The organism is Pseudobutyrivibrio ruminis, from assembly GCF_015057245.1.
Lineage (GTDB): Bacteria > Bacillota > Clostridia > Lachnospirales > Lachnospiraceae > Pseudobutyrivibrio > Pseudobutyrivibrio ruminis_E.
The window spans coordinates 256,140-278,410 of record NZ_SVET01000002.1 but is presented as its reverse complement, the minus strand read 5'-3'; the positions used below and the strand labels follow the sequence as shown (position 1 = coordinate 278,410).

The following is a 22,271-nucleotide window of genomic DNA, read 5'->3' as shown; positions in this document are numbered from 1 at the left end:
CAATGCAAATCACAGACATTAGAATCCGTAAAATCGAAAAAGAAGGTAAGATGAAGGCAGTTGTTTCAGTAACAATTGACGAAGAGTTTGTTATTCACGACATCAAGATTATTGAAGGAGATAAAGGACTTTTCATCGCTATGCCATCTAGACGTGGTTCAGAAGGCGGCTACAAGGATATTGCTCATCCTATTCGCTCAACAACAAGAGAGCAGATGCAGACAATGATCCTTAATAAGTATAAGGAAGAGTTCCCAGAGTAAGATTTATGTTTTTAATTGTTGGTCTAGGCAATCCTGAAAGGAAATATGAAGGAACAAGGCATAATGTTGGATTTGAAGCCATCGACGCCATCTCGAAAAAGTTTGGGATAGAAGTCTCTCACAAGGAGCACAAAGGCATTGTAGGAAAGGGCGTTATAAATGGCCACAAGGTTATGCTGGTAAAGCCTCAGACGTATATGAACCTTAGCGGAGAATGCGTTCGCGAGATGTGTGATTATTATGAAGTGGACCCAGAAACAGAGCTTTTGGTTATCTCTGATGATGTATCACTTTCTACAGGCAACATCAGAGTTAGAAAAAAGGGAAGTGCTGGTGGTCACAATGGACTAAAAAATATAATTGCACATACCGGTTCGAATGTTTTCCCTCGAATTCGTGTGGGAGTTGGAGAGTGTGAAAATGGTGACATGGTTAGCCATGTGCTCGGTCACTATGACGCTGAGGACAGAGAGCGTGTTGACGCCTCTATGGACAAGGTGATTGGAGCGTTAGAGTTGTTTTTAGAAGATAATTTGGATGGAGCCATGAACCAATTCAATGTCAAAGAAAAAGTTGAATAGCTGTTATAGCCTGCAGAAAGCTGCAGGCTATTTGGTTATTTACAATAACATTTTGTTATTTTATACTTTTATTTGTAATGAAATGGATTAGCTAAAAAGGGAGAACTATGTACGATTCAAAAATTCTTATTAAAGCAGATTTTTTAGGTAAGTTAGACATCACATGTAATGATGTACCTATTGTACTAGAACGTAATAACACAACTAAGGTAAATCAGCTTTTCCAGATGCTGGTTTATTACACAAACGGTATTGCTAGAGATCAGGTTATTTACAATCTTTTCCATAATGAAGAGATTGCTGATGAATCTAATAGCCTTAGAGCTATTGTATTTAGATTAAGAAAATCCCTGGCTGCCCTTGATATTCCAGATGAAGACTATGTTTACATCAAGCGTGGAACATATTCTATCAATCCATTTGTGACTATCGAGTGCGACGCAGTCAAATTCGAAGAGCTTGCAAAGAATGCCCTGGGTGCAGAGGATGCCAAGGAACAGCAGAAGCTTCTGGAGGAGGCTTGTGCTCTTTATAATGGAGATTTCCTTGCTACACTTAGTGGCTACGAGTGGGTTGTAACTACTCAGGTAAGGCTTAAAAAGCTTTTTGACCGTTGCTTAAAGCAGCTTTTAGAAATATACGAATTACAAAAAGAATACAAGAAAATGTATGAGCTTAGCCACAAGGCTAACGATATCTATCCATACGATGGATGGCAGACATACGAAATGCGTGCCCTCATCGAGGTTGGTAACACAAAGGATGCATTAAAATTATACGAGGATACTGAGACTCTCATGTTTGAGGAGCTTGGTGTTTCTGTTGCATCAGCTATGAACGACCAGCTTGATAGACTAGGCGCACAGATTAAGAACAATACAGATATGATTAGCGAGGTAAAGAGAAACCTCGATACATCAAAGGAAGAAATACAGGGTGCATTCAACTGCACATATCCTACTTTCGTTGAGACATACAGATATATTAAGCGTGTCATTAGACGTTCAGGTCAGGCAGCATGGCTTATGCTTTGCACCATCACAGATGGCAAGGGCTTTGGTCTTAACGATTCCGACAGATTAGAAAATCTTGCTGAGGAGCTTTCAGAAGCAATCCGTACATCAGCAAGAGGTGGCGATATGTACGCCAGATATAGTAACAATCAGTTTGTAGTTTTACTTTTAGATATCACTCAGGAGGACTGCGTTTTGGTTCAGGCCAGAATCAACGAAAACCTTAGCAAGGAATCTAGAAAGCGCTACATCCAGTATCATCTTGCACCAGTTAATCTTGCAAGTGCTGGAACAGATGCAGATACAGCAGAGCTTCAGGATATGGTTAAAGGGGAATAGCTATGAACATCTCTGACAGAATGAAACGAATGCACAATTGTGTTGGTATCACTATAGAAAATAAAGAAAGCTTTAGTGGCAAGCTATACAACTGCTACGATAAAACGCCAATCAGCTATACCGATGTTGATGATTTCTTTAATATCATGAATAGCTTTTTGGATACGGTTGAGTTCCCAGCACAAAAATTTAGATATAGAGCTTTCAAAAAGACATATCCTACTCTTAAGATTGTAGATATAGATCCAAAAGAAAAGCTTTTTGAAACAACGGATTTACTTCCTTTGATAGGAAAAGACAGCTTCATCCTTATGGTGACAGGCAGAGACCATGCTTCATGGCAGGGCAAAATCTACAGCGTTACACAGGATGAAGAATATGATTTCAACAGTGAAGTGGAGTTAATTAGAATTTTAAATAAATAAGGAACAGTGGAGGAAGCAAGTGAAGAAATACAAATATTTGCTTTCACTGATTGTTCTTACTCTTAGCTTTATAGCTTGTGGAGACCAACAGCCAGCTTTTACTTCCGATTCATCTACCACAGAAAGCTCATCTGGAGCGGTGGCAAAGGAATCAAAGGGCTCTAGGGACAACACCATTCGGGTGCTTACACCAGAAGCCAGTGGCGTGGAGGTTTATTCCAATGCGGATGCATCCATAGATGCGAGCAACGCCTCCGAAGGCTATGTTATGGTGAAATACACAGGCTCAGCGGCTAAGGTTAGAATGCTAATAGAAACGCCAGCAGGAAACACTTACAACTATCTGATGGATTTGGATGGCAATTACGATGTCTATCCTTTATCCGAAGGCAGTGGCACCTATAAAATCGGTGTCTATGAAAACTTGCATGATGATCAGTATGCGGCGGCATTTACTCAGTCAGTGAGCGTAACACTAAAAGATGAATATAGTATGTTCCTGTATCCAAATGCTTACGTGGATTTCAATGCAAATTCCAAGGCGGTGAAAAAGGGCCAGGAGCTGGCGGCCAGTGCCAATAATGATATTGAGGTGGTTCAGAACGTTTACCATTACATCACCAAAAATGTTAAGTACGACTATGACAAGGCCGAGACAGTTCAGTCAGGATACATTCCAAATGTAGACAGTACATTGGCTACCAACACGGGAATCTGTTTTGACTATGCATCCCTTATGGGGGCGATGCTTAGGTCCCAGGGTATTCCAACACGGCTTGAAATCGGATACGCCGGCACGGAATATCACGCCTGGATATCCGTATATACGAAGGAGACAGGCTGGATTGATAAAATCATTCAGTTTGATGGAACAGATTGGACACTTATGGACCCAACATTAGGTTCATATGCAAGCAACAGTCAAGTAAAGAAAACTTTAGATGACACTACTTACTATCAACTAAAGTATAAATATTAAAGGTGTAACTATGAGCGAAAAGATTAGAAAACAACTTACTCCCGAGGAACTATATGCATTCTCAGATGAAATGGGAATGATGATTTCCAGTGGTGTTTCAGCAATACAGGGAATCACAATGATGCTTGATGAGTCCCAGGGTGGTGAAGAAAAAGAGCTCCTTACAGAGATGGAGCAGGTAGTTGGAGAGACAGGTTCACTTTCAAAGGCAATCGAAAGTGTTGGGGTTTTCCCAGACTATTTCGTAGAAATGGCAAAGATGGGCGAGTCTACAGGTAAGATGGATTCTGTTCTCGTCAACCTGGCAGCACACTATTCAAGAGAGATGGCAATTTCAAATGCAATCAGAAGTGCAGTTACATACCCACTTATGATGGTTTGTATGATGCTTGTTATCATCATCGTCCTTGTAACAGAAATTATGCCAGTATTCAACAGAGTATTTAAGCAGCTTGGTGGCACAATGGACGGCCTTTCAGCTGGTTTCCTTGCTGTTGGAACATTTATGAAGTCAAATGGTGTGATTCTTTTATTGATTCTTCTTGCTATCATTATTTATGTAATTGTTCTCAATAAAACAGAGTGGGGCAAGAATCATCGTAACGACATCCTTTACAAGAGTCGCCGTTTCAAATCAATCCATTCTAAAATTGCAACAAGCCGTTTCGCATCAGCAATGGCGATGACACTTTCAAGTGGTATGGATGTTATGCAGGCACTTGATGTCAGCGGTAATATTGTGGAAGCTCCTGATTTCGAGGACAAGGTTGAAAAGTGCAAGGATTCTTTTGCAGAGACTATGGATATCGGAAAGGCATTTTCAATGTCAGGCATTTTCGGTGGTCTCTACGGACGTATGGCAATCCTTGGTGCTAAAACTGGTAATATGGAAAACGTTCTTGAAAAGGTTGCAACAACCTATCAGGAAGAAGCAGATGAAGAGATTAACGATTTAATTGCAGTAGTGGAGCCAACACTTGTAATTGTTCTTTCAGTTATTGTAGGAATTATTTTACTTTCAGTTATGCTACCACTTTTGAACATTATGTCGGGGATGATTTAACATGGCAAAGACAAGATTTGGAAGCCTAGACGGCATTCATCAAATCAAACAGAAGAACGTGGCCGGCAGCACTATGATTTCTGCAGGGTTGTTTCTTCTCATATTTATCCTGTTTTTGTTTGCAGTATCAAAGGCATCAGCAGGCTCAGTTACCGAACAGCGCCAGAGTTTAAGTGATGCTATCGACAGGGCAATCATCCAGTGTTATGTCACTGAAGGCAGATACCCGGAAAGCTTTGAATACTTACAGGAAAACTACGGAATCATCTACGATGATGACCGTTTTAGAGTTGATTATGTTATCTATGGTTCAAATATGCGACCAGAGGTTACGATTATAAATCTGGAGGATTAACGTTGAAACAGGGACGACTTAGAAAACATAATATAGACATCATGTTTCTAATGGTCTTATTTTTGATATTCACCTTTTCTGCGGTGAGTGTTCTTTTGATGGCTGTAAATTCCTACAGATCAGTAGTTTTAGCCAATGAAGCCAACTCAAGTGCACGTACAGCAATTGCATATATTCGCGAAGAGGTAAGACAGCACGATGCTGAGGGCGCAGTTTCCCTTGATACATTTGACGGTGTTGATTGCATCAAAATGTCTGAGGGCAGCGGCTTCAATCTTTACATCTACGAGTACGATGGATATTTGATGGAGCTGGAGGCTAAGGATACTGCCGGTGCCACAGCAGATTTTGGAAATAAAATCATGGAAGTAAATAGCATCAGCTTTAGTCAGGGAGAAAATGACACTATCAATGTTCAGCTTGAGGATTCCCTTGGGGCAAAGCATGATGTTGTAATAGGCGTCAAGTCAAAGGAGGGCCAGTCTAATGAAGAATAGAAACAACGGCTCCCGAATTTTTATGACTGAGCTTATGTTTGCAATTTTCTTTTTTATTCTTATATCAGCCGTTTGTATTCAGTGCTTTGCTGGAAGCTTTGCAAAAAGTGGTGAGGCAAAAGAAATCACTGAGGCAGTAAATCTTGCAAGTAATGCAGCAGAGGATTATCTCTGCAATGACAACTATACTGGATTTACTAATTACTACGACGACAACTGGAATTTAGTGGACGATTCAGAAGCGACATACAAGGTCACAAGCCTCGTTATTGAGCCAGAATCAGAGGGCATGTGCCAGACAATGCACGTGGTAGTTTCCACAATTTCAGATGAAGAAATATACAGCTTAGCAGTTGAAAAAGCTCTTAAATAGGAGTGACAATGGAGCATACAAAAAGAGAAAACAGGACAATAATAAATATAGGTACCTCGCTGATGGTTGTTATCCTGATTGGCATGGCATTTGCGGTAATTGCTGCCCTTGCCATCTCGTCCAGTCACAACAACTACAATCTCAGTATGAAGCTTCGTAATCATACTGATGAATACTACAGTGCATCCAACCAGGCATACGAGATAATTGCTGATTCAGATTGGGCAGATCAGGAATTTACAGTTGATATTAATGAAAATCAGGTGTTAAATGTAAAGGTTGAATCTAAAGAGATTACTTGTTGGCAGGTGCAAAATGTCTCTTCGTGGGAAGCAGACAGCACACAGCCAGTTATAACATTGGAGGATTGAGGGGGATAAAATGAGTACAAATATTGTAACTTACTTAACAGATGCAGTTAGAAAATACAAGGCTTCAGATGTATTTATTGTTACAGGCCGTGAGGTTTCATTCAGAGTAAACGACCTCGTGCTTACTCGCTCAGAATTGGAGCAGGGCTATACAGAAAAGGCTGAGCCAGATGACGGTCCAGTTATGCCAGCAAAAGCAGAGGATTTGGTTCGCCAGATTTATGAGCTTGCAGGTAGAGATATTACAAAATACATCGAAGGCGGCGATGACGATTTCTCATTTGCAATCAAGGATGTTTCTCGTTTCAGAGTAAATGCATTCATGCAAAGAGGTACATTTGCAGCAGTAGTTCGTGTCATCACATTCACACTGCCAGATTACAAAGAGTTACTCATTCCAGAATCTGTAATCAATCTTTCAAATGAGTCAAAGGGCTTGGTGCTTGTAACAGGTCCTGCAGGAAGTGGTAAGTCTACCACTTTGTCTTGTATTGTTGACAAGATTAATAAAAACTATAACAAGCATATTATTACCCTTGAGGACCCTGTGGAATACCTTCACAGACACGGCAAATCAATTGTGTCTCAAAGAGAAATCCACTTAGATACAGAGAACTATGTGACTGCACTTCGTGCCTCACTTAGACAGAGTCCAGATGTTATTTTGCTTGGAGAAATGCGTGATGCTGAAACCATTTCCGTTGCAATGACCGCGGCTGAGACAGGACATTTAATTCTGTCAACATTGCACACCATTGGAGCAGCAAACACAATCGATAGAATTATCGACGTATTCCCTTCTGAGCAGCAGCACCAAATAGCATTACAGCTTTCTATGGTTATAAAGGCAGTTGTATCTCAGCAGCTTGTTCCAGCTGTTGACGGTTCGCTTGTGCCTGCATTTGAAGTCATGACAGTGACTCCAGCCATCAGAAATATGATCAGAGAAAACAAGGTACCACAGATTGAAGGTGTCATCTATTCAAGTGACACAGACGAAATGGTATCAATGGATTCTAGCCTTTTCAAATTGGTGCGTGAAGGCAAAATCACAAAGGAGACAGCTATGGAATATGCTGTCAATGCAGAAATGCTAGGAAGAAGATTAGGAGTTTAGTTAGAAATGGAAAGTTTTAAACCTATGCTGTTTACTTGCATGAAGAAGTATAGCAAGGAGCAGTTCTTTAAAGACTTAGTATCTGGAATCATTGTGGCAATCATCGCATTGCCACTTTCTATTGCCCTGGCTTTGGCCTCAGGTGTTGGCCCAGAGCCAGGTTTATATACAGCAATTGTTGCTGGATTTTTGATTTCCTTCTTCGGAGGAAGTACAGTTCAGATCGCTGGACCTACAGCAGCCTTCGCTACAATCGTAGCAGGCATCATTGCAACTGATGGAATGGATGGACTCATCATTGCAACAATCATGGCAGGTATCATTCTTATTATCTTAGGTGTGGTAAAAGCCGGCGCACTTATCAAATTCATCCCATACACAATCACAACTGGTTTCACAGCCGGTATCGCAGTTACAATTTTAATTGGTCAGTTCAAGGATTTCTTTGGTGTAGATTTCCACGGTGAAAAGCCAATCGAAACAATCGACAAATTAAAAGTATTCTTTGGCAACATTGATTCACTTAACTGGCAGGCAACTTTAGTTGGCGTTGTTTGCCTAGCAGTGCTTATCATTTGGCCAAAGTTCTTCTCAAAGATTCCTGCATCAATCATTGCTGTGTTCGTCAGCATTGCAATGGTACAGGGACTTCACCTTAACGTAAATACGATAGGAACTCTTTATCCAGATTTGAAGGCAGGCTTGCCAACAATCTCAGTTCCACATTTCTCACTTGCAGTAGTTAGAAACGAAATGCCTAACGCATTTACGATAGCGATTCTTGCTGCAATCGAGTCACTTCTTTCTGCAGTAGTTGCAGACGGAATGGTAAACAGCAAGCACAGAAGTAACCAGGAGCTTATAGGCCAGGGTATCGGTAACATCGGATCAGTTCTTTTTGGTGGTATCCCTGCAACAGGCGCTATCGCCCGTACAGCAGCCAACATCAAAAACGGCGGTCGTACACCAGTAGCTGGTATGGTTCATTCCGTTACACTTCTTATCGTACTTGTTGTACTTATGCCATACGCAAAGTTCATTCCAATGCCATGTATCGCAGCAATCCTTTTCCAGGTTGCATACAACATGTGCCAGTGGAGACCTTTCGTAAGACTTGTAAAGTTTGCTCCAAAGTCAGATATCATCGTACTTGTACTTACATTTGTTCTCACAGTAGTATTCGACCTTGTAGTTGCTATTGAGTGGGGTATGATTGTTGCATGTATTCTCTTCATCAAGAGAATGAGCGAGGAGACTCATGTCAGTGGATGGACATATCAGTCAGACGACGCTGAGTTTGTTGATGATTTACGTCCAGTAGAAAAAGAAATCAGAGTATTTGAAATCACAGGACCACTTTTCTTTGGTGTTTCTGATATGCTTGCAGAAAGCATTAACGTAAAGGATTATACAAAGGTGCTTGTCATCAGAATGCGTTCTGTTCCAGCCATCGACGTTACTGCTCTTAGAGCACTTCGCGATTTGGTTGAGCGAGCAAAGAAAAAGGGAGTTACAGTTGTATTCTCACACGTAAATGAGCAGCCACGTCACATGATGGAAAAGGCTGACTTCGTAAATACGGTAGGAGCCGAGAACTTCCAGCCAAACATTGATGCAGCACTTGATAGAGCTGAAAAGATTATAGGCAAATAATTATGAAAACTTTTTTGGAACCATTTAAAAATTTAACAGCTGTTGAGTCTCTTCGCGAGGCTCTAGCTCGTTATGGCAAGGTTTACGATATCACGGGGTGTGCTGATAAAGCGCACCTCATTTTTGGTATTGGGCATGATGTCAGTCACAAGCTGATTATCACTTCAGACGAGCTGAAGGCTAGAGAATTATATGAGGAATATCGTTTTTACGATAATGATGTGGTATATTTTCCTGCCAAGGATTTCCTCTTTTATCAGTCAGATATCAGAGGCAATGCCCTTACACGTGAGCGAATGAGCGCTATTGAGGCAGTTATAAACAACAATAGCTGTACCGTTATCACCACTATTGATGCCCTTATGAATAAGCTGCCAGACGCGTCTTATTTTGAGGATGGTGTTGTTGCCATTTCCGCTACTGATACTATTGAGCTTGAGGCTTTGCGCCGCAAGCTAGTTGCTATGGGTTACGAGGCAGTGGGCACCTGCGAACATCCTGGAGAATTTGCAGTGCGAGGTGGAATCATTGACGTTTTCCCTCTTACCGCAGATTTGCCAGTTAGAATCGAGCTTTGGGGCGACGAGGTTGACAGCATCCGTTCCTACGATGCCAGCAACCAAAAGTCAATCGAGAATATCAGCTCAGTAATCATCTTCCCGGCAGTGGAGCTTATCCTATCAGCTGATGAGGTGGAGGCTGGTCTTGCTAAAATCGAGGCCGAGCGAGATGAGCGCTACGAAGCATATCGCAAGGAAATGAAAACAGAAGAGGCGTATCATCTGAAAACCTATGCCGACAGAGTAGTGGAGGAAACCAGAGAATGGGGCCTTAGCCAGGAGCTTGAGACAAATCTCACTTACTTCTGCGACAAGCTTGGTTCATTCATCGATTTCATGCCAAAGGGCACCTATGTCTTTATCGATGAGGTTCAAAAGGTTATTACAAAGGGTGAAGTTACCCAGACAGAATTTTCCGATGCCATGACTCGCCGAGTAGAGGCTGGCTACATGCTTAAGGGCCAAATGGATATGCTTTACGGTGTGGAGGAAATCTTTGCCAAAATCGAAAAGTGTCCAACCACACTTATGTCAGTTCTCGATGCGAAAAATAAACTCCTTAAATCTGCAGACCATTTCAGCATCGCGGTGCAGGGAGTAAACGCATACAACGGCAGCTTTGAGCTTCTCACCAAGGAACTCTTACAGTACAAGAAACGTAAATACAAAGTGCTTCTTGTGACAAGCTCATCCACCAAGGGACAGCGCCTTGCAGAGGACTTGCTTCAGGAAGGATTAAATGCATATTTCACATCAGATTTGGATCATCAGATAAATCCTGGTGAAACTATGCTTTGTGTAGGAAATATAAAGCGCGGCTACGACTATCCTGATAGCGCCTTTGTAATGCTTTCAGATGGGGATATCTTCGGCCACGTCCGTAAGAAAAAGCATCGTGTAAAGAAGTATGAGGGTGAATCAATTTCATCCTTCTCTGATTTGCATGTAGGAGATTATGTCGTTCATGAAAACTATGGTCTCGGTGTCTACAAGGGTACCGAGCAGATGGAAATAGACAAGGTTATCCGCGACTATATCAAGATTGAGTATGCAAAGGGCAGCAACCTTTATGTCCTGACATCTCAGCTGGATATGATTCAAAAATATTCCGGCCCAGACGGTAAAAAGCCAAAGCTCAACAGCCTTGGCGCAGGTACTCAGGAGTGGACTAGAACAAAGCAAAAGGTTCAGTCTGCAGTTGGGGTTGTGGCAAAGGAGCTTGTGGATTTGTACGCTCTCCGCCAAAACACAGATGGATTTGTTTATGGTCCAGATACTGTATGGCAAAAGGAATTCGAGGAAAGCTTCCCATACGAGGAGACCGAGGGTCAGCTGTCTGCAATCGAGGCTGTTAAGGCGGACATGCAATCTACTAAAATCATGGACCGTCTTATCTGCGGTGATGTTGGTTTCGGCAAAACAGAAGTTGCCATGCGTGCAGCCTTCAAGGCAGTGCAGGAAGGCAAGCAGGTGGCATACTTGGTTCCAACCACTATCCTTGCCCAGCAGCACTACAACAACTTCGTCCAGCGTATGGGTGGTTATCCTGTAAACATTGGGCTTTTGTGTCGATTTAGAACTGCAGCCGAGCAGAAGAAAACAATCGAAGGCTTGAAAGCCGGTACAGTAGATATTGTTATCGGAACTCATCGTTTGCTTTCAAAGGATGTGGCGTTCAAGGATTTAGGTCTGCTCATCATCGATGAGGAGCAGCGATTTGGTGTAAATCACAAAGAGCGCATCAAGCAGATGAAAAAGACTGTAGACGTGCTTTCTCTTTCTGCAACACCAATTCCACGTACACTTCACATGTCCCTGGTGGGAATCCGTGATATGAGTGTATTGGATGAGGCCCCAATGGAGCGTACACCAATCCAGACCTTCGTATTTGAATACAACGAAGAAATGGTTCGTGAGGCAATCGTTCGAGAGATGGCACGCGATGGACAGGTATATTATGTCTTCAATCGCGTCCGTGGAATTCAGGATATGGCGGCAGAAATCGAGCGACTTGTGCCGGAGGCAACGGTGGGCTACATCCACGGCCAAATGACTGAGGCCAAGGTTGAGGATGTTATGATGCAGTTCATCAATCATGAAATCGACGTACTTGTTGCTACAACTATCATTGAAATTGGCTTGGATATTTCTAACGTAAATACGATAATCATACACGACTCAGACAACATGGGATTGTCTCAGTTGTATCAGCTTCGTGGCCGAGTTGGTCGAAGCAATCGTACCGCGTATGCCTTCTTAATGTATCGCAGGGACAAGATGCTAAAGGAAGTTGCCGAAAAGCGTCTTGCTGCAATCAAGGAGTTTACAGATCTTGGCTCAGGCTTCAAGATTGCCATGCGTGATTTGGAAATCCGTGGCGCCGGCAACTTACTTGGAGTGGAGCAGCACGGTAACATGACAGCAGTAGGTTACGACTTATACTGCAAGATGCTGAACGAAGCAGTAAAGATTGAAAAGGGTGAAGCCAAGGAAGAGAGCTTCAACACCTCGGTGGACATCAATATCGAGGCTTACTTGCCAGATACCTACGTATCAAACGAGGAGCAGCGAATCGACATCTACAAGCGTATTGCGGCCATCGATTCTGAGGAAGCTCGCGACGAAATGCTGGATGAGCTTGTGGACCGTTTTGGTGAGCCAAAGCGCTGCGTACAGAATCTTCTTTGGGTGGCAATGCTCCGCGTAAAGGCTCACGACGCATACGTCACAGCTATCGAGCAAAAGGGCGATTTCATCCGCATCGTAATGTACGAAAAGGCCAAAATCGACGTAGCTCAGATTCCAGCCCTCTTAGAGCGCAACAACCCACACATCACATTCGCAGCGGACCCAAAGAACCCGGCCTTCATCTTCAACACCAAGGCCAACACCCGCATCAAACCAAACGAAGTGTTTGACTACCTGCAGGACTTCTTATTGGATTTGAAGTCTATAAAGGTGGAAGAATAGAGCTGGCGCAGGTGCGATAGGTGCTAGGTGCAAAAGCTGTTGGAAATATTTGAGGTTGTTTCAACCTGCTAGCTACAGCATATCAGCAGCTGTCTTGCGTCAAGAGCAAGGCCTTGCGGCGCTTCGCCTCTTGACACTGCGCCAGCATGCAGATATGGGGTAGCCAAGCAGGTTTGAAACTGGGACTGTGGCAATGCCACCAGTGTCGATTACTATCTAAGAAGGAAAATAGAGAGTAGATAGTAAGGAAGAGGCAAAAGCTTACTATTTGAGAAGGAAAAAATTGGATAGGCAGTAGAAAAACAAAACAAACTTACTATCTTAGAGAAGAAATGCAACATAGATAGTAGTGATTTTGGTACATGTTACTATCTGGAAAAGAAAACTAAAATGAGAGAGTAAGAAATGAGTTAAGTATTACTCTCTGTAATGAAAAATGAATAATAGATAGTAAAAAATGGACGCAGTATTACTATCTGAGCGAGAATATAAAGATGAGATAGCAGGAAACAGGAAAAAGAGTACTATCTGTACTTAGAAAATACGAATAGATAGTAATTATTGAGACAGATGCTACTATCTGAACAGAAAAAGATAGAGTAGGTAGTAAAAGGAAGCAGGAATATGGAGACCAGTAAGTACATTCACATAGTGCAGTACTATGAAACAGATAAAATGGGGATAACACATCACTCTAACTACATTAGGTGGATGGAAGAGGCAAGAGTTGATTTTCTTAATCAAATTGGCTGGCCATTTGAAAAGTTGGAAGCTCTTGGAATTGTATCCCCAGTTTTAAATGTTTCTTGTGATTATAAGATTTCCACTGGTTTTGCTGAAAGAATCACAATTACTGTGGGTGTGAAGGAGTTCAAAGGAGTAAAACTCTTTCTTTCATACATAATGGAAAATGAAGAAGGTAAAGTGGTTTGTACTGGCACAACAAGTCACGCTTTTTTGAATACACAAGGTAGGCCAATCAGGATGAAGCAAGATTATCCAGATTTCTACCAGTGCTTAATGAGCATGGTTGAAGGCCAGTAATTTTACACTAAGCGCTAGCTTTTACAGGGAAGATATTTGCCTTGTAGAGAGCGGGGCGCAAAGCATTGTATAAAATTACACCTACTACAGAATTAATAGCGGCGTTGATAATTGTTGCATAAGTAGTTACAGCTACTAGTGCAGCGATTGCAGCAGTCGCTTTTTCTGCGTCTGGGGTTAATAATGTATACCAAACATATTTCAGCACAGGCTCAAAAATACAATTGAAGCCTAGACCTGCAACAGCAGCAATGGCAGACCACTTGATGATATATGAGCTTTTGTGTGATTCATTAATTTTTGCAATCTTGTGAGCAATCAATCCCACAATAAGACCAATTACAAGCTTTGTAATAAAAGTTCTAGGTGATGATGCAGCATATCCAGATAAAATATCAGCCAGTGAAAGTCCTACAGCTCCGGCTAATCCTCCATATAAGCCTCCAATTAATAGTGCTCCCAAAACAACAAAAGCATTACCGAGGTGAACTTTGGTGCCAGAAGCATTGATGGCTGGAAATACAGCGTAGCCTACATAGCAAAGTGCAGCTATTAAACCTGAAATTGTTAGTCGTGTTATGTTTTCGTTTCTCATAAATATCCTCCTGTTCAATTGATTTGTTGAAAAGAATACTAGAGTATTAATGACATTAAAAAAAGTGATAATTTTGTGAATTTTCTGGGGGACAGGATAAGATTTATTGTAGCTCACACAATTCAACAATCATCAAACTTGCCGATGAAAAGATGTATGAGAGTAAACGAAACAATCTTGCTGGAATTCCAACAATCTCAAAATACTGAGAGAAATATCGAGCCCAAAGAAGAAAATAATGTATAAAGTAAAATGAAAAGTATTAAAATGAATCGATTTTAAATTTTAATACCTGAAAATGGCATAGATTATTGTTATTAAGTATTAAACTAAAGATAAACTTAAATTCAATACTCTATTAACGATATGTTAGTACTCACATTGCAAAGCGAGTTGAATATCACAATTTTTCAAGTATTTAATCTCAAAATAAAACAAATTCAATACTTTCAGCCTAGGTTGACAATGAAAAAAGAGGGCAATCAATACTTTCAGCCCAGGATGACAATGAAAAAAAGAAGACAATCAACACTTTCAGCCCGAGATGACAATACAAAAAGAAGACATTCAATAATCTCACCCCAAGTCAACTATAGAAACAAAAGATAAACCATAATTAGCCCCAATAATTGATTAATTCAGCAGGATTAACTATAATAAAAAAGCTTGAAAAAATATGGGTGGGTTCACTCAGGAGGAATTTATAATGAATAAAAATATGGTTAAATCAGCAGGTATTGCTGCACTTGCAGCAGCAGTTCTTTTTACAGGATGTAGTAAGTTCAATCCTGACACTACTCTTGTAACAATAAATACAGGAGATGGCACAAAGGATACAATCTCCCTTGGCTATGCAAATTTCGCAGCCAGATATCAGCAGTCAATGTACGACCAGTACTTGCTTTCATACTATGGTGAGGGCATGTGGTCAACAGATATGACTGGTACAGGCTCTACAATGGAGGATGACACAAAGGAAGGCGTGTTGGAGGATATTGAAAATCAGTATTTAGCAAAGCTTCACGCTAGTGATTATGATATTGCTCTCACAGATGAGCAGAATACAGCAATTGCAGAGGCAGCTGCAAAGTTCATGTCAGACAACCCAGAGGAAACACTTGAGGTTATGGGTGCTACTGAGGAATATGTTAAGCAGTACTTAGAGTACAGAACATACTATTCATTAGTTTCTAACGCAGCTATGGAAGAAGCAGGCGAAAGCATTTCTGATGAAGATTGCTGGATGCGTACATTCTCATATGTGCTTTTCGATACAACAGGCACAACAGATGAGGAAGGCAACGCAGTTGAATACACAGAAGAAGAAATCGCAGATTTAAAGGCTCAGGCAGAGGAGCTTGCAGCGGCTGATGATTACTCAGCAAAGGCAGAGGAGCTTGAGGTTACAGCATCAACATATTCTTACCTTAAGGGTGAAGAAGAGGATGACACAATGGATATGGCTATCATCGAAGCAGCAGAAGCGCTTGATGAGGGCGACACATCAGATGTTATCGAAATCGAAGGCGTTGGTTACTATGTAATTCACCTTGATGCAGATCACGATGAGGATGCTTCTCAGACAAAGAAGGAATCACTTGAGTCAGATGAATTTGATAAGCTCCTTGAGACATGGAAGGCAGCCATCACATGGACAGTTGATGAGAAGGCTTGGGCAAAGGTAGAGTTCGACACATTGTTCAAGACACTTGAGACTGAGACAGAAGAAACAACAGATGATGCAACTACAGAGGAGACAACAGATACCGAAGAGTCTACAGAGGACGCATCAGAAGAAACAGAAGTAGAAGACACAGAAGATACATCAGCAGAAGAAGAGACTGAGGAAACATCTGCAGAGTCAGATGAATCAACTGAGGAAACAGAAGCAGAGTAATATGAGTTTTATACTTACATATCTAAAAAAATATAAAATACGAGCAATACTTGCCCCACTATTCAAAATGCTAGAGGCGATATTTGAGCTTTTGGTACCACTTGTTATGGCATCGATCATCAACAAAGGTATCGCAAGCTCAGATACCCACTACATCATTAGGATGAGTGGGGTTTTGCTTTTACTGGCAGTTGTAGGACTTGTGTTTTCACTTACAGCCCAGTACTTTAGTGCAAATGTAGCTGTGTATGCAGCAGCTGAAATCCGAAGAGATTTATTTGCAAAGATTCTTTCACTGTCCCAGGGCACAAAGGAAAAGATTGGTGATGAGGTACTCACTACCAGAATCACAAACGATATCAATCAGATTCAAAATGCCATCAATATGGTCCTTCGCCTTTTCTTGCGTTCACCATTTATTGTGTTTGGTGCAACTATAATGGCATTTATTGTAGATGTTAAATCAGCACTTATTTTCTTGCTAGTAGTAGGTGTGCTTTCACTTATAGTGTTTATCATTATGAAGTACACATTACCTAGATACAAAACAATCGCAGCAAGGCTTGAAAAAGTGCTCCATGCCACATCTGAAAATCTGGAAGGTGCCCGCGTACTTCGTGCATTCAACCAGGTGGATAAGGAAAAGAAGGGATTTGAAGCCAAGACAGGAGATCTTGCCGCTATGCAGATTTCCACAGGAAAGATTTCAGCCCTCCTGAATCCAGTAACATACGTGACAGTAAACATCGGAATAGTTCTTTTGATTTATGTTTCAATGAGACGTGTAGATGGAGGCTTTATTCTCCAGGGTGATGTAGTAGCATTAGTAAACTACATGAGCCAGATTTTGGTAGAGCTAATCAAGCTTGCTAACCTCATCGTCCTTCTTATGAAGGCATTCCCTTCAGCTGACCGTGTGCAGGAGCTGATGGAAATGAAGTCCGATGAAAGAATGCATTTGAACAGCACTGGCAATATGCAGAATGAAAATGCCGGTTCTATCCAGCTTTCCAATGTGTCATTTAGCTACAACGGCACAAACGATTACGATGTAGAGGATATTACGTTGGACATCCCTGCGGGCAGTGTCCTTGGTGTAATCGGAGGCACCGGTTCAGGCAAGAGCACATTGCTCAAGCTCATGAATCACACTTATGATGTTTCAAAGGGCCAGATCTTAATCGATGGAACAGATGTTAAGTCCATGACAGATGGCGAGTTGTCCAATCTGTTTGGTATCGTTCCACAGAAGGCATCCCTTTTTAGCGGCACAATAAAGTCCAACATGACTATGAAAAAGCAGGATGCTGATGAGGCTGAAATTAAATCGGCACTTAATATAGCGCAGGCTTTGGATTTTGTGGAAGCAAAGGAAGGCGGCATTAATGCAGAGGTTTCCGGCAAGGGCACAAACTTCTCAGGCGGCCAGCGCCAGCGACTTACAATTGCAAGAGCTTTAGTAGGTCAGCCAAGAATCCTTGTCCTGGATGATTCTGCCAGCGCACTTGATCTTGCAACCGAGGCAAAGCTTCGTAAGGCACTTCACAGTCTGCCATGGAAGCCAACCATCATTTTGGTTTCTCAGCGAGCATCATCTGTAATGGATGCAGATCAAATCCTCGTATTAGAAGATGGTAAGGCAGTAGGCCTTGGCACACACAGCCAGCTTCTTGAAAACTGCGACACATATCAGGAGATTTACTACTGTCAATTTCCTAGAGAGGAGGCTTGCAATGAATAAAAAGTCTCAATCTCGTATATTAAATCGCGTTTTAATAGAGTTAAAAACATACCGTTTTAAAATATTTATTTCAATTATCTGCGCCCTGGCAACAGTTTACCTGACCCTTAGAATTCCAATTCTCACAGGTCAGGCAGTGGATTGCATAGTAGCTCCAGGCCAGATCGATTACGACAAATTAATTCATGTGCTAAAGATTATGACAGTGACAATTGCCGCCACATTCTTTACCCAGTGGATTATGAATCGTGTAAACAACGATATTACCTACAGCGTTACAAAGAGTCTGCGAGACAGAGCATTTGTTAAGTTACAGCACATGAAGCTTTCCACCGTGGACTCACATCCACATGGTGATTTCGTCAGCCGAATAGTTTCCGATGCAGATACTTTTGCAGATGGACTTTTGATGGGCTTCACACAGTTCTTCACAGGAGTACTTACAATCCTTGGCACTATCTATTTCATGCTGATGATTTCAGTAAAGATTGCGCTGATAGTAATTATCGCAACACCAGCATCTTTGCTCTTGGCCAAATTCATTTCCGAGAGAACCTACAAGTTTTTCGGGGAGCAGGCAAAGTTACGTGGAACAGAAACTTCTTATATAGAAGAAATAATCTCAGGCAAGAATATCATCCGCAATATGGATTACGAGGATGATGCCTTAGAACGATTTGAGATGATGAATGATAGATTGGCAGATGCATCTATGAAAGCCACTTTCTATTCATCAACGGTAAACCCAAGCACACGCCTCATAAATAATATTATCTACGCAGCTGTCGGCGTGTTTGGTGCCATCCTGGCAATCGGCGGAGGCATAACTGTTGGTGGCCTCACCAGCTTCCTATCATATGCCAGCACATACGCAAAGCCATTTAATGAAATCTCAGGTGTAATCACTGAGTTCCAGAATGCATTGGCCTGCGCTGCCAGATTGTTTGAAATGATAGATGCAGAAGTTGAAGTTGATGAAGGAGAAACATCCATCCCTGATGTAAAGGGCGAGATTCAGTTCAACGATGTATTCTTTTCATATGACAAGAGCAAAAAATTAATCGAGCACCTTAACTTAAATGTTAAAAGTGGACAGCGAGTTGCCATCGTTGGACCAACTGGTGCTGGAAAAAGTACAATCATAAATCTTTTGATGCGTTTCTATGATGTAGATGCCGGAGAAATTCTTGTAGATGGCGTTGATATCAGAGATTTGTCGCTTGAAGATTTACGAAGCAAATTTGGAATGGTACTTCAGGAAACCTGGTTAAAGAATGCATCAGTAAGAGAAAATCTTAGAATGGCAAAACCAGATGCCACAGATCAGGAAATTATTGAGGCTGCAAAGGCAACTCATGCCCACAGCTTCATTAAAAGAATGCCTTATGGATATGATACAATACTTTCATCGGTGGGCGGCTCATTATCCCAAGGCCAGATGCAGCTTTTGTGTATCACAAGAGTAATGCTAAATATTCCACCAATGTTGATTCTGGATGAAGCGACCAGCTCAATCGATACTCGCACAGAACAGAAAATACAATCAGCATTTAATAAGATGATGAAAGGCCGTACTACATTCATTGTAGCCCACAGACTTTCAACAATTAGAGAGGCTGACGTTATTCTGTTTGTGAAAGATGGAAGCATCGTAGAGCAGGGAAGCCATGTGGAGCTATTGCAGAAAAACGGCTTTTATGCTAAATTATATCGGAGTCAAATTGAGAATTGTTAGGAGTTAATATGGAGCAGTATGTTATAAAAGGTGGCACAGCCCTTTCAGGAGAGGTTGAAATCAGCGGTGCCAAAAACGCAGCTCTCGGTATTTTGGCGGGTGCCATCATGACAGACGAGACTGTTACAATTGAAAATCTGCCAAATGTTAAAGATATAAATGTTCTTATTGGAGCAATCGAGGATATTGGAGCATCAGTTACACGTGTGGATGAGCACACTGTAAAGATTAATGGCTCTAGCATCTCTCGTCTTTCAGTAGATTATGAGTACATCAAAAAGATTCGTGCTTCTTATTATTTAATGGGAGCACTTCTTGGCAAATATAAAAATGCAGAGGTAGCACTTCCAGGTGGCTGCCTTATTGGTTCGCGTCCAATCGACTTACACGTTAAGGGACTCAAGGCTCTTGGTGCCAATGTAGACGTGTCTTATGGTCTTTGGTCTGCACGTGCTGACAAGCTTGTTGGTAACCACATCTACCTTGATAAGGTATCTGTTGGTGCTACTATCAATATCATGCTTGCAGCTGTTCTCGCAGAGGGCAAGACTACTATCGAAAACGCAGCTAAGGAGCCACACGTTGTAGACGTGGCATCATTCCTTAACAGTATGGGTGCAAACATCCGTGGCGCTGGTACAGATGTTATCCGTATCGTTGGTGTTCCAGAGCTTCACGGCACTACTTATGCAGTTATTCCTGATCAAATAGAGGCAGGTACATATATGTGTGCGGCAGCAGCTACACACGGTGATGTTCTTATCAAGAATGTCATCCCTAAGCATTTGGAGGCTACATCAGCAAAGCTTATCGAGGCCGGCTGTGTAATCGAAGAATACGATGATGCTGTTAGAGTTATTGCAAAGGGACGTAAGCTTACACATACTCACGTTACCACATTGCCATACCCAGGCTTCCCTACAGATATGCAGCCAGAAATCACTGCTGTTCTTGCTATTGCAGAGGGTACTAGCACAGTTTCAGAGTCAATCTTTGAAAACCGTTTCAAATATGTTGATGAGCTTGCTCGCATGGGCGCAAGCATCAAGGTCGAAGGCACAGTTGCTATCGTTACTGGTGTTGAGCGTTACACAGGTGCTCAGGTACAGGCTTCAGATCTTCGTGCAGGTGCAGCACTTATCATTGCTGGTCTTGCAGCTGATGGTATTACAGTTATCGATGATATCAAGTACATCCAGCGTGGATACGAGGATATCGTTGGCAAGTTCTCAAAGCTTGGTGCAACTTTAGCAGAAGTTGATTCTGAGCATGATCTTCAGAAGTTCAAATTAAAAGTTTCATAAAAACAATTAAGGCACTGCTTTATGCAGTGCCTTTTATAATCTAGATTTTATAATTCATATTTCGATTTCTTTTTGTTAATTTCATTCATGTAGGCTGCCGTGATAATACCGGACGGCAATGCAATCACAGCCACACCCACCAAAGCAGATACCATAGTAATCATACGGCCAATCGGGGTCACAGGAGATATGTCTCCATAGCCGATAGTTGTAATGGAAATGGTTGCCCAATAAAGCGCATCGAAAAAGTTATTGAAAAGCTCAGGCTCCAGTTGGAAAATCAACATGGCTGACATAAAAATATAAACAGTAATAAGAAGCAGAACCGCCATCAGTTGCTTTTTAACTTTTCTGATTACATTTGAAATGACAATCATTGTCTTGGAATATCTAACCAACTTGATTGCTCTAAAGGCTCTGAATAGACGTAGTAGTCCAATCCAGGATTTGACTGGAGTAAACCAATAAATAATTGGAAGAATTGATATGAAATCAAACAATGCTAGTGGCGAAAGAATATAGGCGATATAGGCCTTATAGCTTTTGTAGCCCATCTTATAGTCTGCGGTATAAACACGAGCAGCATAATCTATTAAGAATATGAATGTGACAAATAATTCCAGCCAGAAGGTCATTGCCATATCTTTTTTAAAAGTCATAGGAATTAAACTTACGATGATGGCAGTATTCATCATAATATCGTAAGCTCGGCTGGATTTGTCTCCCATGCTGGAAACTTCTACAACTTCATAGACTCTTCGCTTAAAATCTTCCATATTTCCCCTCAAATATTTCCGTATATCAGATTCAGTACACCAAGAACAATAAGAATGACTGTAACGAGACGACACAGGCCGACAAAGAAGGTTATCTTTTTTACTTTTGTATCTTCATGAATACCAGTGTCATCCACCAGAGTATGAGATTTCTTTTCGTGTTTAAACATACTTTTTACCTCACATAGGTGTTTATAGGGCAATCCTAACAAATAGGTGTGAAAAAATAATGACAGATTGATGTATAATAGGAGTAGGCTTTTTCGAGCAGAGCGATGAAAATAGCCTGCTCTAGTAGGGTTTTCCGAGCAAAGCTTATAGATAGAGGTATATATATGGAACATTACAAATATTTTCAAAATAGAGAGTGCGAGTATTTCCCTTGCCACAAGACAGACGACCCAGACAATTTCAATTGTCTGTTTTGCTACTGCCCACTTTATCATCTTGGGGACAAGTGCGGCGGCAATTTCACATACACAAGCAAAGGGGTAAAATCCTGCATCAATTGCATGAGGCCACATCTCAAGGAAAATTATGACCTCATCAAGGAGACACTTGTGAAGAATCAGTGAAATAAAAAAAACTCTCCTATAGTTAACAGAAAAGTAACAAATGTG

Annotated in this window: 22 protein-coding genes; 19 read left to right on the top strand and 3 right to left on the bottom strand. The window is 41.5% G+C overall.

Annotated features, from left to right (window positions below; translation table 11 throughout):
- Positions 1 to 2: 2 nt before the first annotated feature.
- The 14 genes from spoVG to E7274_RS03245 all read left to right on the top strand — a co-directional run bounded on the left by spoVG (position 3) and on the right by E7274_RS03245 (position 13,603).
- Positions 3 to 263: a septation regulator SpoVG gene (spoVG, locus tag E7274_RS03310; RefSeq protein WP_028235339.1), complete on the top strand. Its 261-nt coding sequence runs from the start codon at positions 3 to 5 to the stop codon at positions 261 to 263.
- A gap of 5 nt (positions 264 to 268) precedes the next feature.
- Entirely contained in the window at positions 269 to 844 is a 576-nt protein-coding gene (pth, locus tag E7274_RS03305) for an aminoacyl-tRNA hydrolase (RefSeq protein WP_033152292.1), read from the top strand.
- 107 nt (positions 845 to 951) lie between these two features.
- Positions 952 to 2,196 carry a BTAD domain-containing putative transcriptional regulator gene (locus E7274_RS03300; RefSeq protein ID WP_304173694.1) on the top strand — a complete coding sequence of 415 codons (1,245 nt, stop codon included), beginning with the start codon at positions 952 to 954 and terminating at the stop codon, positions 2,194 to 2,196.
- Between the two features lie 2 nt (positions 2,197 to 2,198).
- On the top strand, positions 2,199 to 2,621 hold the full coding sequence (locus tag E7274_RS03295) for a hypothetical protein (protein WP_304173691.1): 423 nt from the start codon (positions 2,199 to 2,201) through the stop codon (positions 2,619 to 2,621).
- Positions 2,622 to 2,640: 19 nt separating this feature from the next.
- On the top strand, positions 2,641 to 3,600 hold the full coding sequence (locus E7274_RS03290) for a transglutaminase-like domain-containing protein (protein WP_304173689.1): 960 nt from the start codon (positions 2,641 to 2,643) through the stop codon (positions 3,598 to 3,600).
- Between the two features lie 10 nt (positions 3,601 to 3,610).
- Positions 3,611 to 4,663 carry a type II secretion system F family protein gene (locus tag E7274_RS03285; RefSeq protein ID WP_304173687.1) on the top strand — a complete coding sequence of 351 codons (1,053 nt, stop codon included), beginning with the start codon at positions 3,611 to 3,613 and terminating at the stop codon, positions 4,661 to 4,663.
- A gap of 1 nt (position 4,664) precedes the next feature.
- On the top strand, positions 4,665 to 5,018 hold the full coding sequence (locus E7274_RS03280; protein WP_081822054.1) for a hypothetical protein: 354 nt from the start codon (positions 4,665 to 4,667) through the stop codon (positions 5,016 to 5,018).
- 2 nt (positions 5,019 to 5,020) lie between these two features.
- Entirely contained in the window at positions 5,021 to 5,515 is a 495-nt protein-coding gene (locus E7274_RS03275; RefSeq protein ID WP_304173685.1) for a DUF4860 domain-containing protein, read from the top strand.
- On the top strand, positions 5,505 to 5,888 hold the full coding sequence (locus E7274_RS03270; protein ID WP_304173683.1) for a hypothetical protein: 384 nt from the start codon (positions 5,505 to 5,507) through the stop codon (positions 5,886 to 5,888). Before E7274_RS03275 ends, E7274_RS03270 begins: the two co-directional genes overlap by 11 nt.
- Before the next feature lie 8 nt (positions 5,889 to 5,896).
- Entirely contained in the window at positions 5,897 to 6,259 is a 363-nt protein-coding gene (locus E7274_RS03265) for a hypothetical protein (protein WP_044939000.1), read from the top strand.
- Positions 6,260 to 6,269: 10 nt separating this feature from the next.
- On the top strand, positions 6,270 to 7,376 hold the full coding sequence (locus E7274_RS03260) for a type IV pilus twitching motility protein PilT (RefSeq protein ID WP_304173681.1): 1,107 nt from the start codon (positions 6,270 to 6,272) through the stop codon (positions 7,374 to 7,376).
- A 6-nt stretch (positions 7,377 to 7,382) separates the two neighbouring features.
- A complete protein-coding gene (locus E7274_RS03255; RefSeq protein ID WP_044938993.1) occupies positions 7,383 to 9,029 on the top strand; it encodes a SulP family inorganic anion transporter in 1,647 nt (548 codons plus the stop codon).
- Positions 9,030 to 9,031: 2 nt separating this feature from the next.
- Positions 9,032 to 12,559, top strand: coding sequence for a transcription-repair coupling factor (gene mfd / locus E7274_RS03250; protein ID WP_304173679.1), 3,528 nt, complete (start codon positions 9,032 to 9,034; stop codon positions 12,557 to 12,559).
- 624 nt (positions 12,560 to 13,183) lie between these two features.
- Complete coding sequence (locus E7274_RS03245; RefSeq protein WP_304173677.1) at positions 13,184 to 13,603, top strand: acyl-CoA thioesterase; 420 nt, start codon at positions 13,184 to 13,186, stop codon at positions 13,601 to 13,603.
- Positions 13,604 to 13,610: 7 nt separating this feature from the next.
- Here E7274_RS03245 and E7274_RS03240 read toward each other — a convergent pair whose 3' ends face one another.
- Positions 13,611 to 14,198, bottom strand: a complete 588-nt coding sequence (locus tag E7274_RS03240; RefSeq protein WP_304173675.1) for an ECF transporter S component — start codon at positions 14,196 to 14,198, stop codon at positions 13,611 to 13,613.
- A gap of 706 nt (positions 14,199 to 14,904) precedes the next feature.
- Here E7274_RS03240 and E7274_RS03235 point away from each other — a divergent pair.
- Genes E7274_RS03235 through E7274_RS03220 form a run of 4 tightly spaced genes read left to right on the top strand, consistent with a single transcriptional unit; the run spans position 14,905 to position 20,875 of the window.
- A complete protein-coding gene (locus E7274_RS03235; protein ID WP_304173673.1) occupies positions 14,905 to 16,095 on the top strand; it encodes a peptidylprolyl isomerase in 1,191 nt (396 codons plus the stop codon).
- A 1-nt stretch (position 16,096) separates the two neighbouring features.
- Complete coding sequence (locus E7274_RS03230; RefSeq protein ID WP_304173672.1) at positions 16,097 to 17,836, top strand: ABC transporter ATP-binding protein; 1,740 nt, start codon at positions 16,097 to 16,099, stop codon at positions 17,834 to 17,836.
- Positions 17,829 to 19,571, top strand: coding sequence for an ABC transporter ATP-binding protein (locus E7274_RS03225; RefSeq protein WP_304173670.1), 1,743 nt, complete (start codon positions 17,829 to 17,831; stop codon positions 19,569 to 19,571). The genes E7274_RS03230 and E7274_RS03225 overlap by 8 nt, the downstream gene beginning before the upstream one ends.
- A gap of 8 nt (positions 19,572 to 19,579) precedes the next feature.
- The gene (locus E7274_RS03220; protein ID WP_044938972.1) at positions 19,580 to 20,875 is read left to right on the top strand and encodes a UDP-N-acetylglucosamine 1-carboxyvinyltransferase; all 1,296 of its coding nucleotides are present in this window, start codon (positions 19,580 to 19,582) and stop codon (positions 20,873 to 20,875) included.
- Positions 20,876 to 20,922: 47 nt separating this feature from the next.
- On the opposite strand, the gene E7274_RS03215 is transcribed toward E7274_RS03220, so the two are convergent.
- Together E7274_RS03215 and E7274_RS03210 are read right to left on the bottom strand one after the other, a co-directional pair.
- Positions 20,923 to 21,651, bottom strand: coding sequence for an ion transporter (locus E7274_RS03215; protein WP_304173668.1), 729 nt, complete (start codon positions 21,649 to 21,651; stop codon positions 20,923 to 20,925).
- Positions 21,652 to 21,659: 8 nt separating this feature from the next.
- A complete protein-coding gene (locus E7274_RS03210; protein WP_177175671.1) occupies positions 21,660 to 21,821 on the bottom strand; it encodes a hypothetical protein in 162 nt (53 codons plus the stop codon).
- Between the two features lie 165 nt (positions 21,822 to 21,986).
- Between E7274_RS03210 and E7274_RS03205 the strand changes: the two genes are divergently transcribed.
- Positions 21,987 to 22,226 carry a cysteine-rich small domain-containing protein gene (locus E7274_RS03205; protein ID WP_304173666.1) on the top strand — a complete coding sequence of 80 codons (240 nt, stop codon included), beginning with the start codon at positions 21,987 to 21,989 and terminating at the stop codon, positions 22,224 to 22,226.
- The last annotated feature ends 45 nt before the right edge of the window (positions 22,227 to 22,271 follow it).

Coding starts and splice junctions, on each gene's coding strand:
- E7274_RS03240 (WP_304173675.1), bottom strand. CDS start 14,198: ATGAGAAACGAAAACATAACACGACTAACAATTTCAGGTTTAATAGCT.
- E7274_RS03270 (WP_304173683.1), top strand. CDS start 5,505: ATGAAGAATAGAAACAACGGCTCCCGAATTTTTATGACTGAGCTTATG.
- pth (WP_033152292.1), top strand. CDS start 269: ATGTTTTTAATTGTTGGTCTAGGCAATCCTGAAAGGAAATATGAAGGA.
- mfd (WP_304173679.1), top strand. CDS start 9,032: ATGAAAACTTTTTTGGAACCATTTAAAAATTTAACAGCTGTTGAGTCT.
- E7274_RS03230 (WP_304173672.1), top strand. CDS start 16,097: ATGAGTTTTATACTTACATATCTAAAAAAATATAAAATACGAGCAATA.
- E7274_RS03295 (WP_304173691.1), top strand. CDS start 2,199: ATGAACATCTCTGACAGAATGAAACGAATGCACAATTGTGTTGGTATC.
- E7274_RS03285 (WP_304173687.1), top strand. CDS start 3,611: ATGAGCGAAAAGATTAGAAAACAACTTACTCCCGAGGAACTATATGCA.
- E7274_RS03225 (WP_304173670.1), top strand. CDS start 17,829: ATGAATAAAAAGTCTCAATCTCGTATATTAAATCGCGTTTTAATAGAG.
- E7274_RS03255 (WP_044938993.1), top strand. CDS start 7,383: ATGGAAAGTTTTAAACCTATGCTGTTTACTTGCATGAAGAAGTATAGC.
- E7274_RS03210 (WP_177175671.1), bottom strand. CDS start 21,821: ATGTTTAAACACGAAAAGAAATCTCATACTCTGGTGGATGACACTGGT.
- E7274_RS03280 (WP_081822054.1), top strand. CDS start 4,665: ATGGCAAAGACAAGATTTGGAAGCCTAGACGGCATTCATCAAATCAAA.
- E7274_RS03265 (WP_044939000.1), top strand. CDS start 5,897: ATGGAGCATACAAAAAGAGAAAACAGGACAATAATAAATATAGGTACC.
- E7274_RS03215 (WP_304173668.1), bottom strand. CDS start 21,651: ATGGAAGATTTTAAGCGAAGAGTCTATGAAGTTGTAGAAGTTTCCAGC.
- E7274_RS03220 (WP_044938972.1), top strand. CDS start 19,580: ATGGAGCAGTATGTTATAAAAGGTGGCACAGCCCTTTCAGGAGAGGTT.
- spoVG (WP_028235339.1), top strand. CDS start 3: ATGCAAATCACAGACATTAGAATCCGTAAAATCGAAAAAGAAGGTAAG.
- E7274_RS03300 (WP_304173694.1), top strand. CDS start 952: ATGTACGATTCAAAAATTCTTATTAAAGCAGATTTTTTAGGTAAGTTA.
- E7274_RS03245 (WP_304173677.1), top strand. CDS start 13,184: ATGGAGACCAGTAAGTACATTCACATAGTGCAGTACTATGAAACAGAT.
- E7274_RS03205 (WP_304173666.1), top strand. CDS start 21,987: ATGGAACATTACAAATATTTTCAAAATAGAGAGTGCGAGTATTTCCCT.
- E7274_RS03260 (WP_304173681.1), top strand. CDS start 6,270: ATGAGTACAAATATTGTAACTTACTTAACAGATGCAGTTAGAAAATAC.
- E7274_RS03235 (WP_304173673.1), top strand. CDS start 14,905: ATGAATAAAAATATGGTTAAATCAGCAGGTATTGCTGCACTTGCAGCA.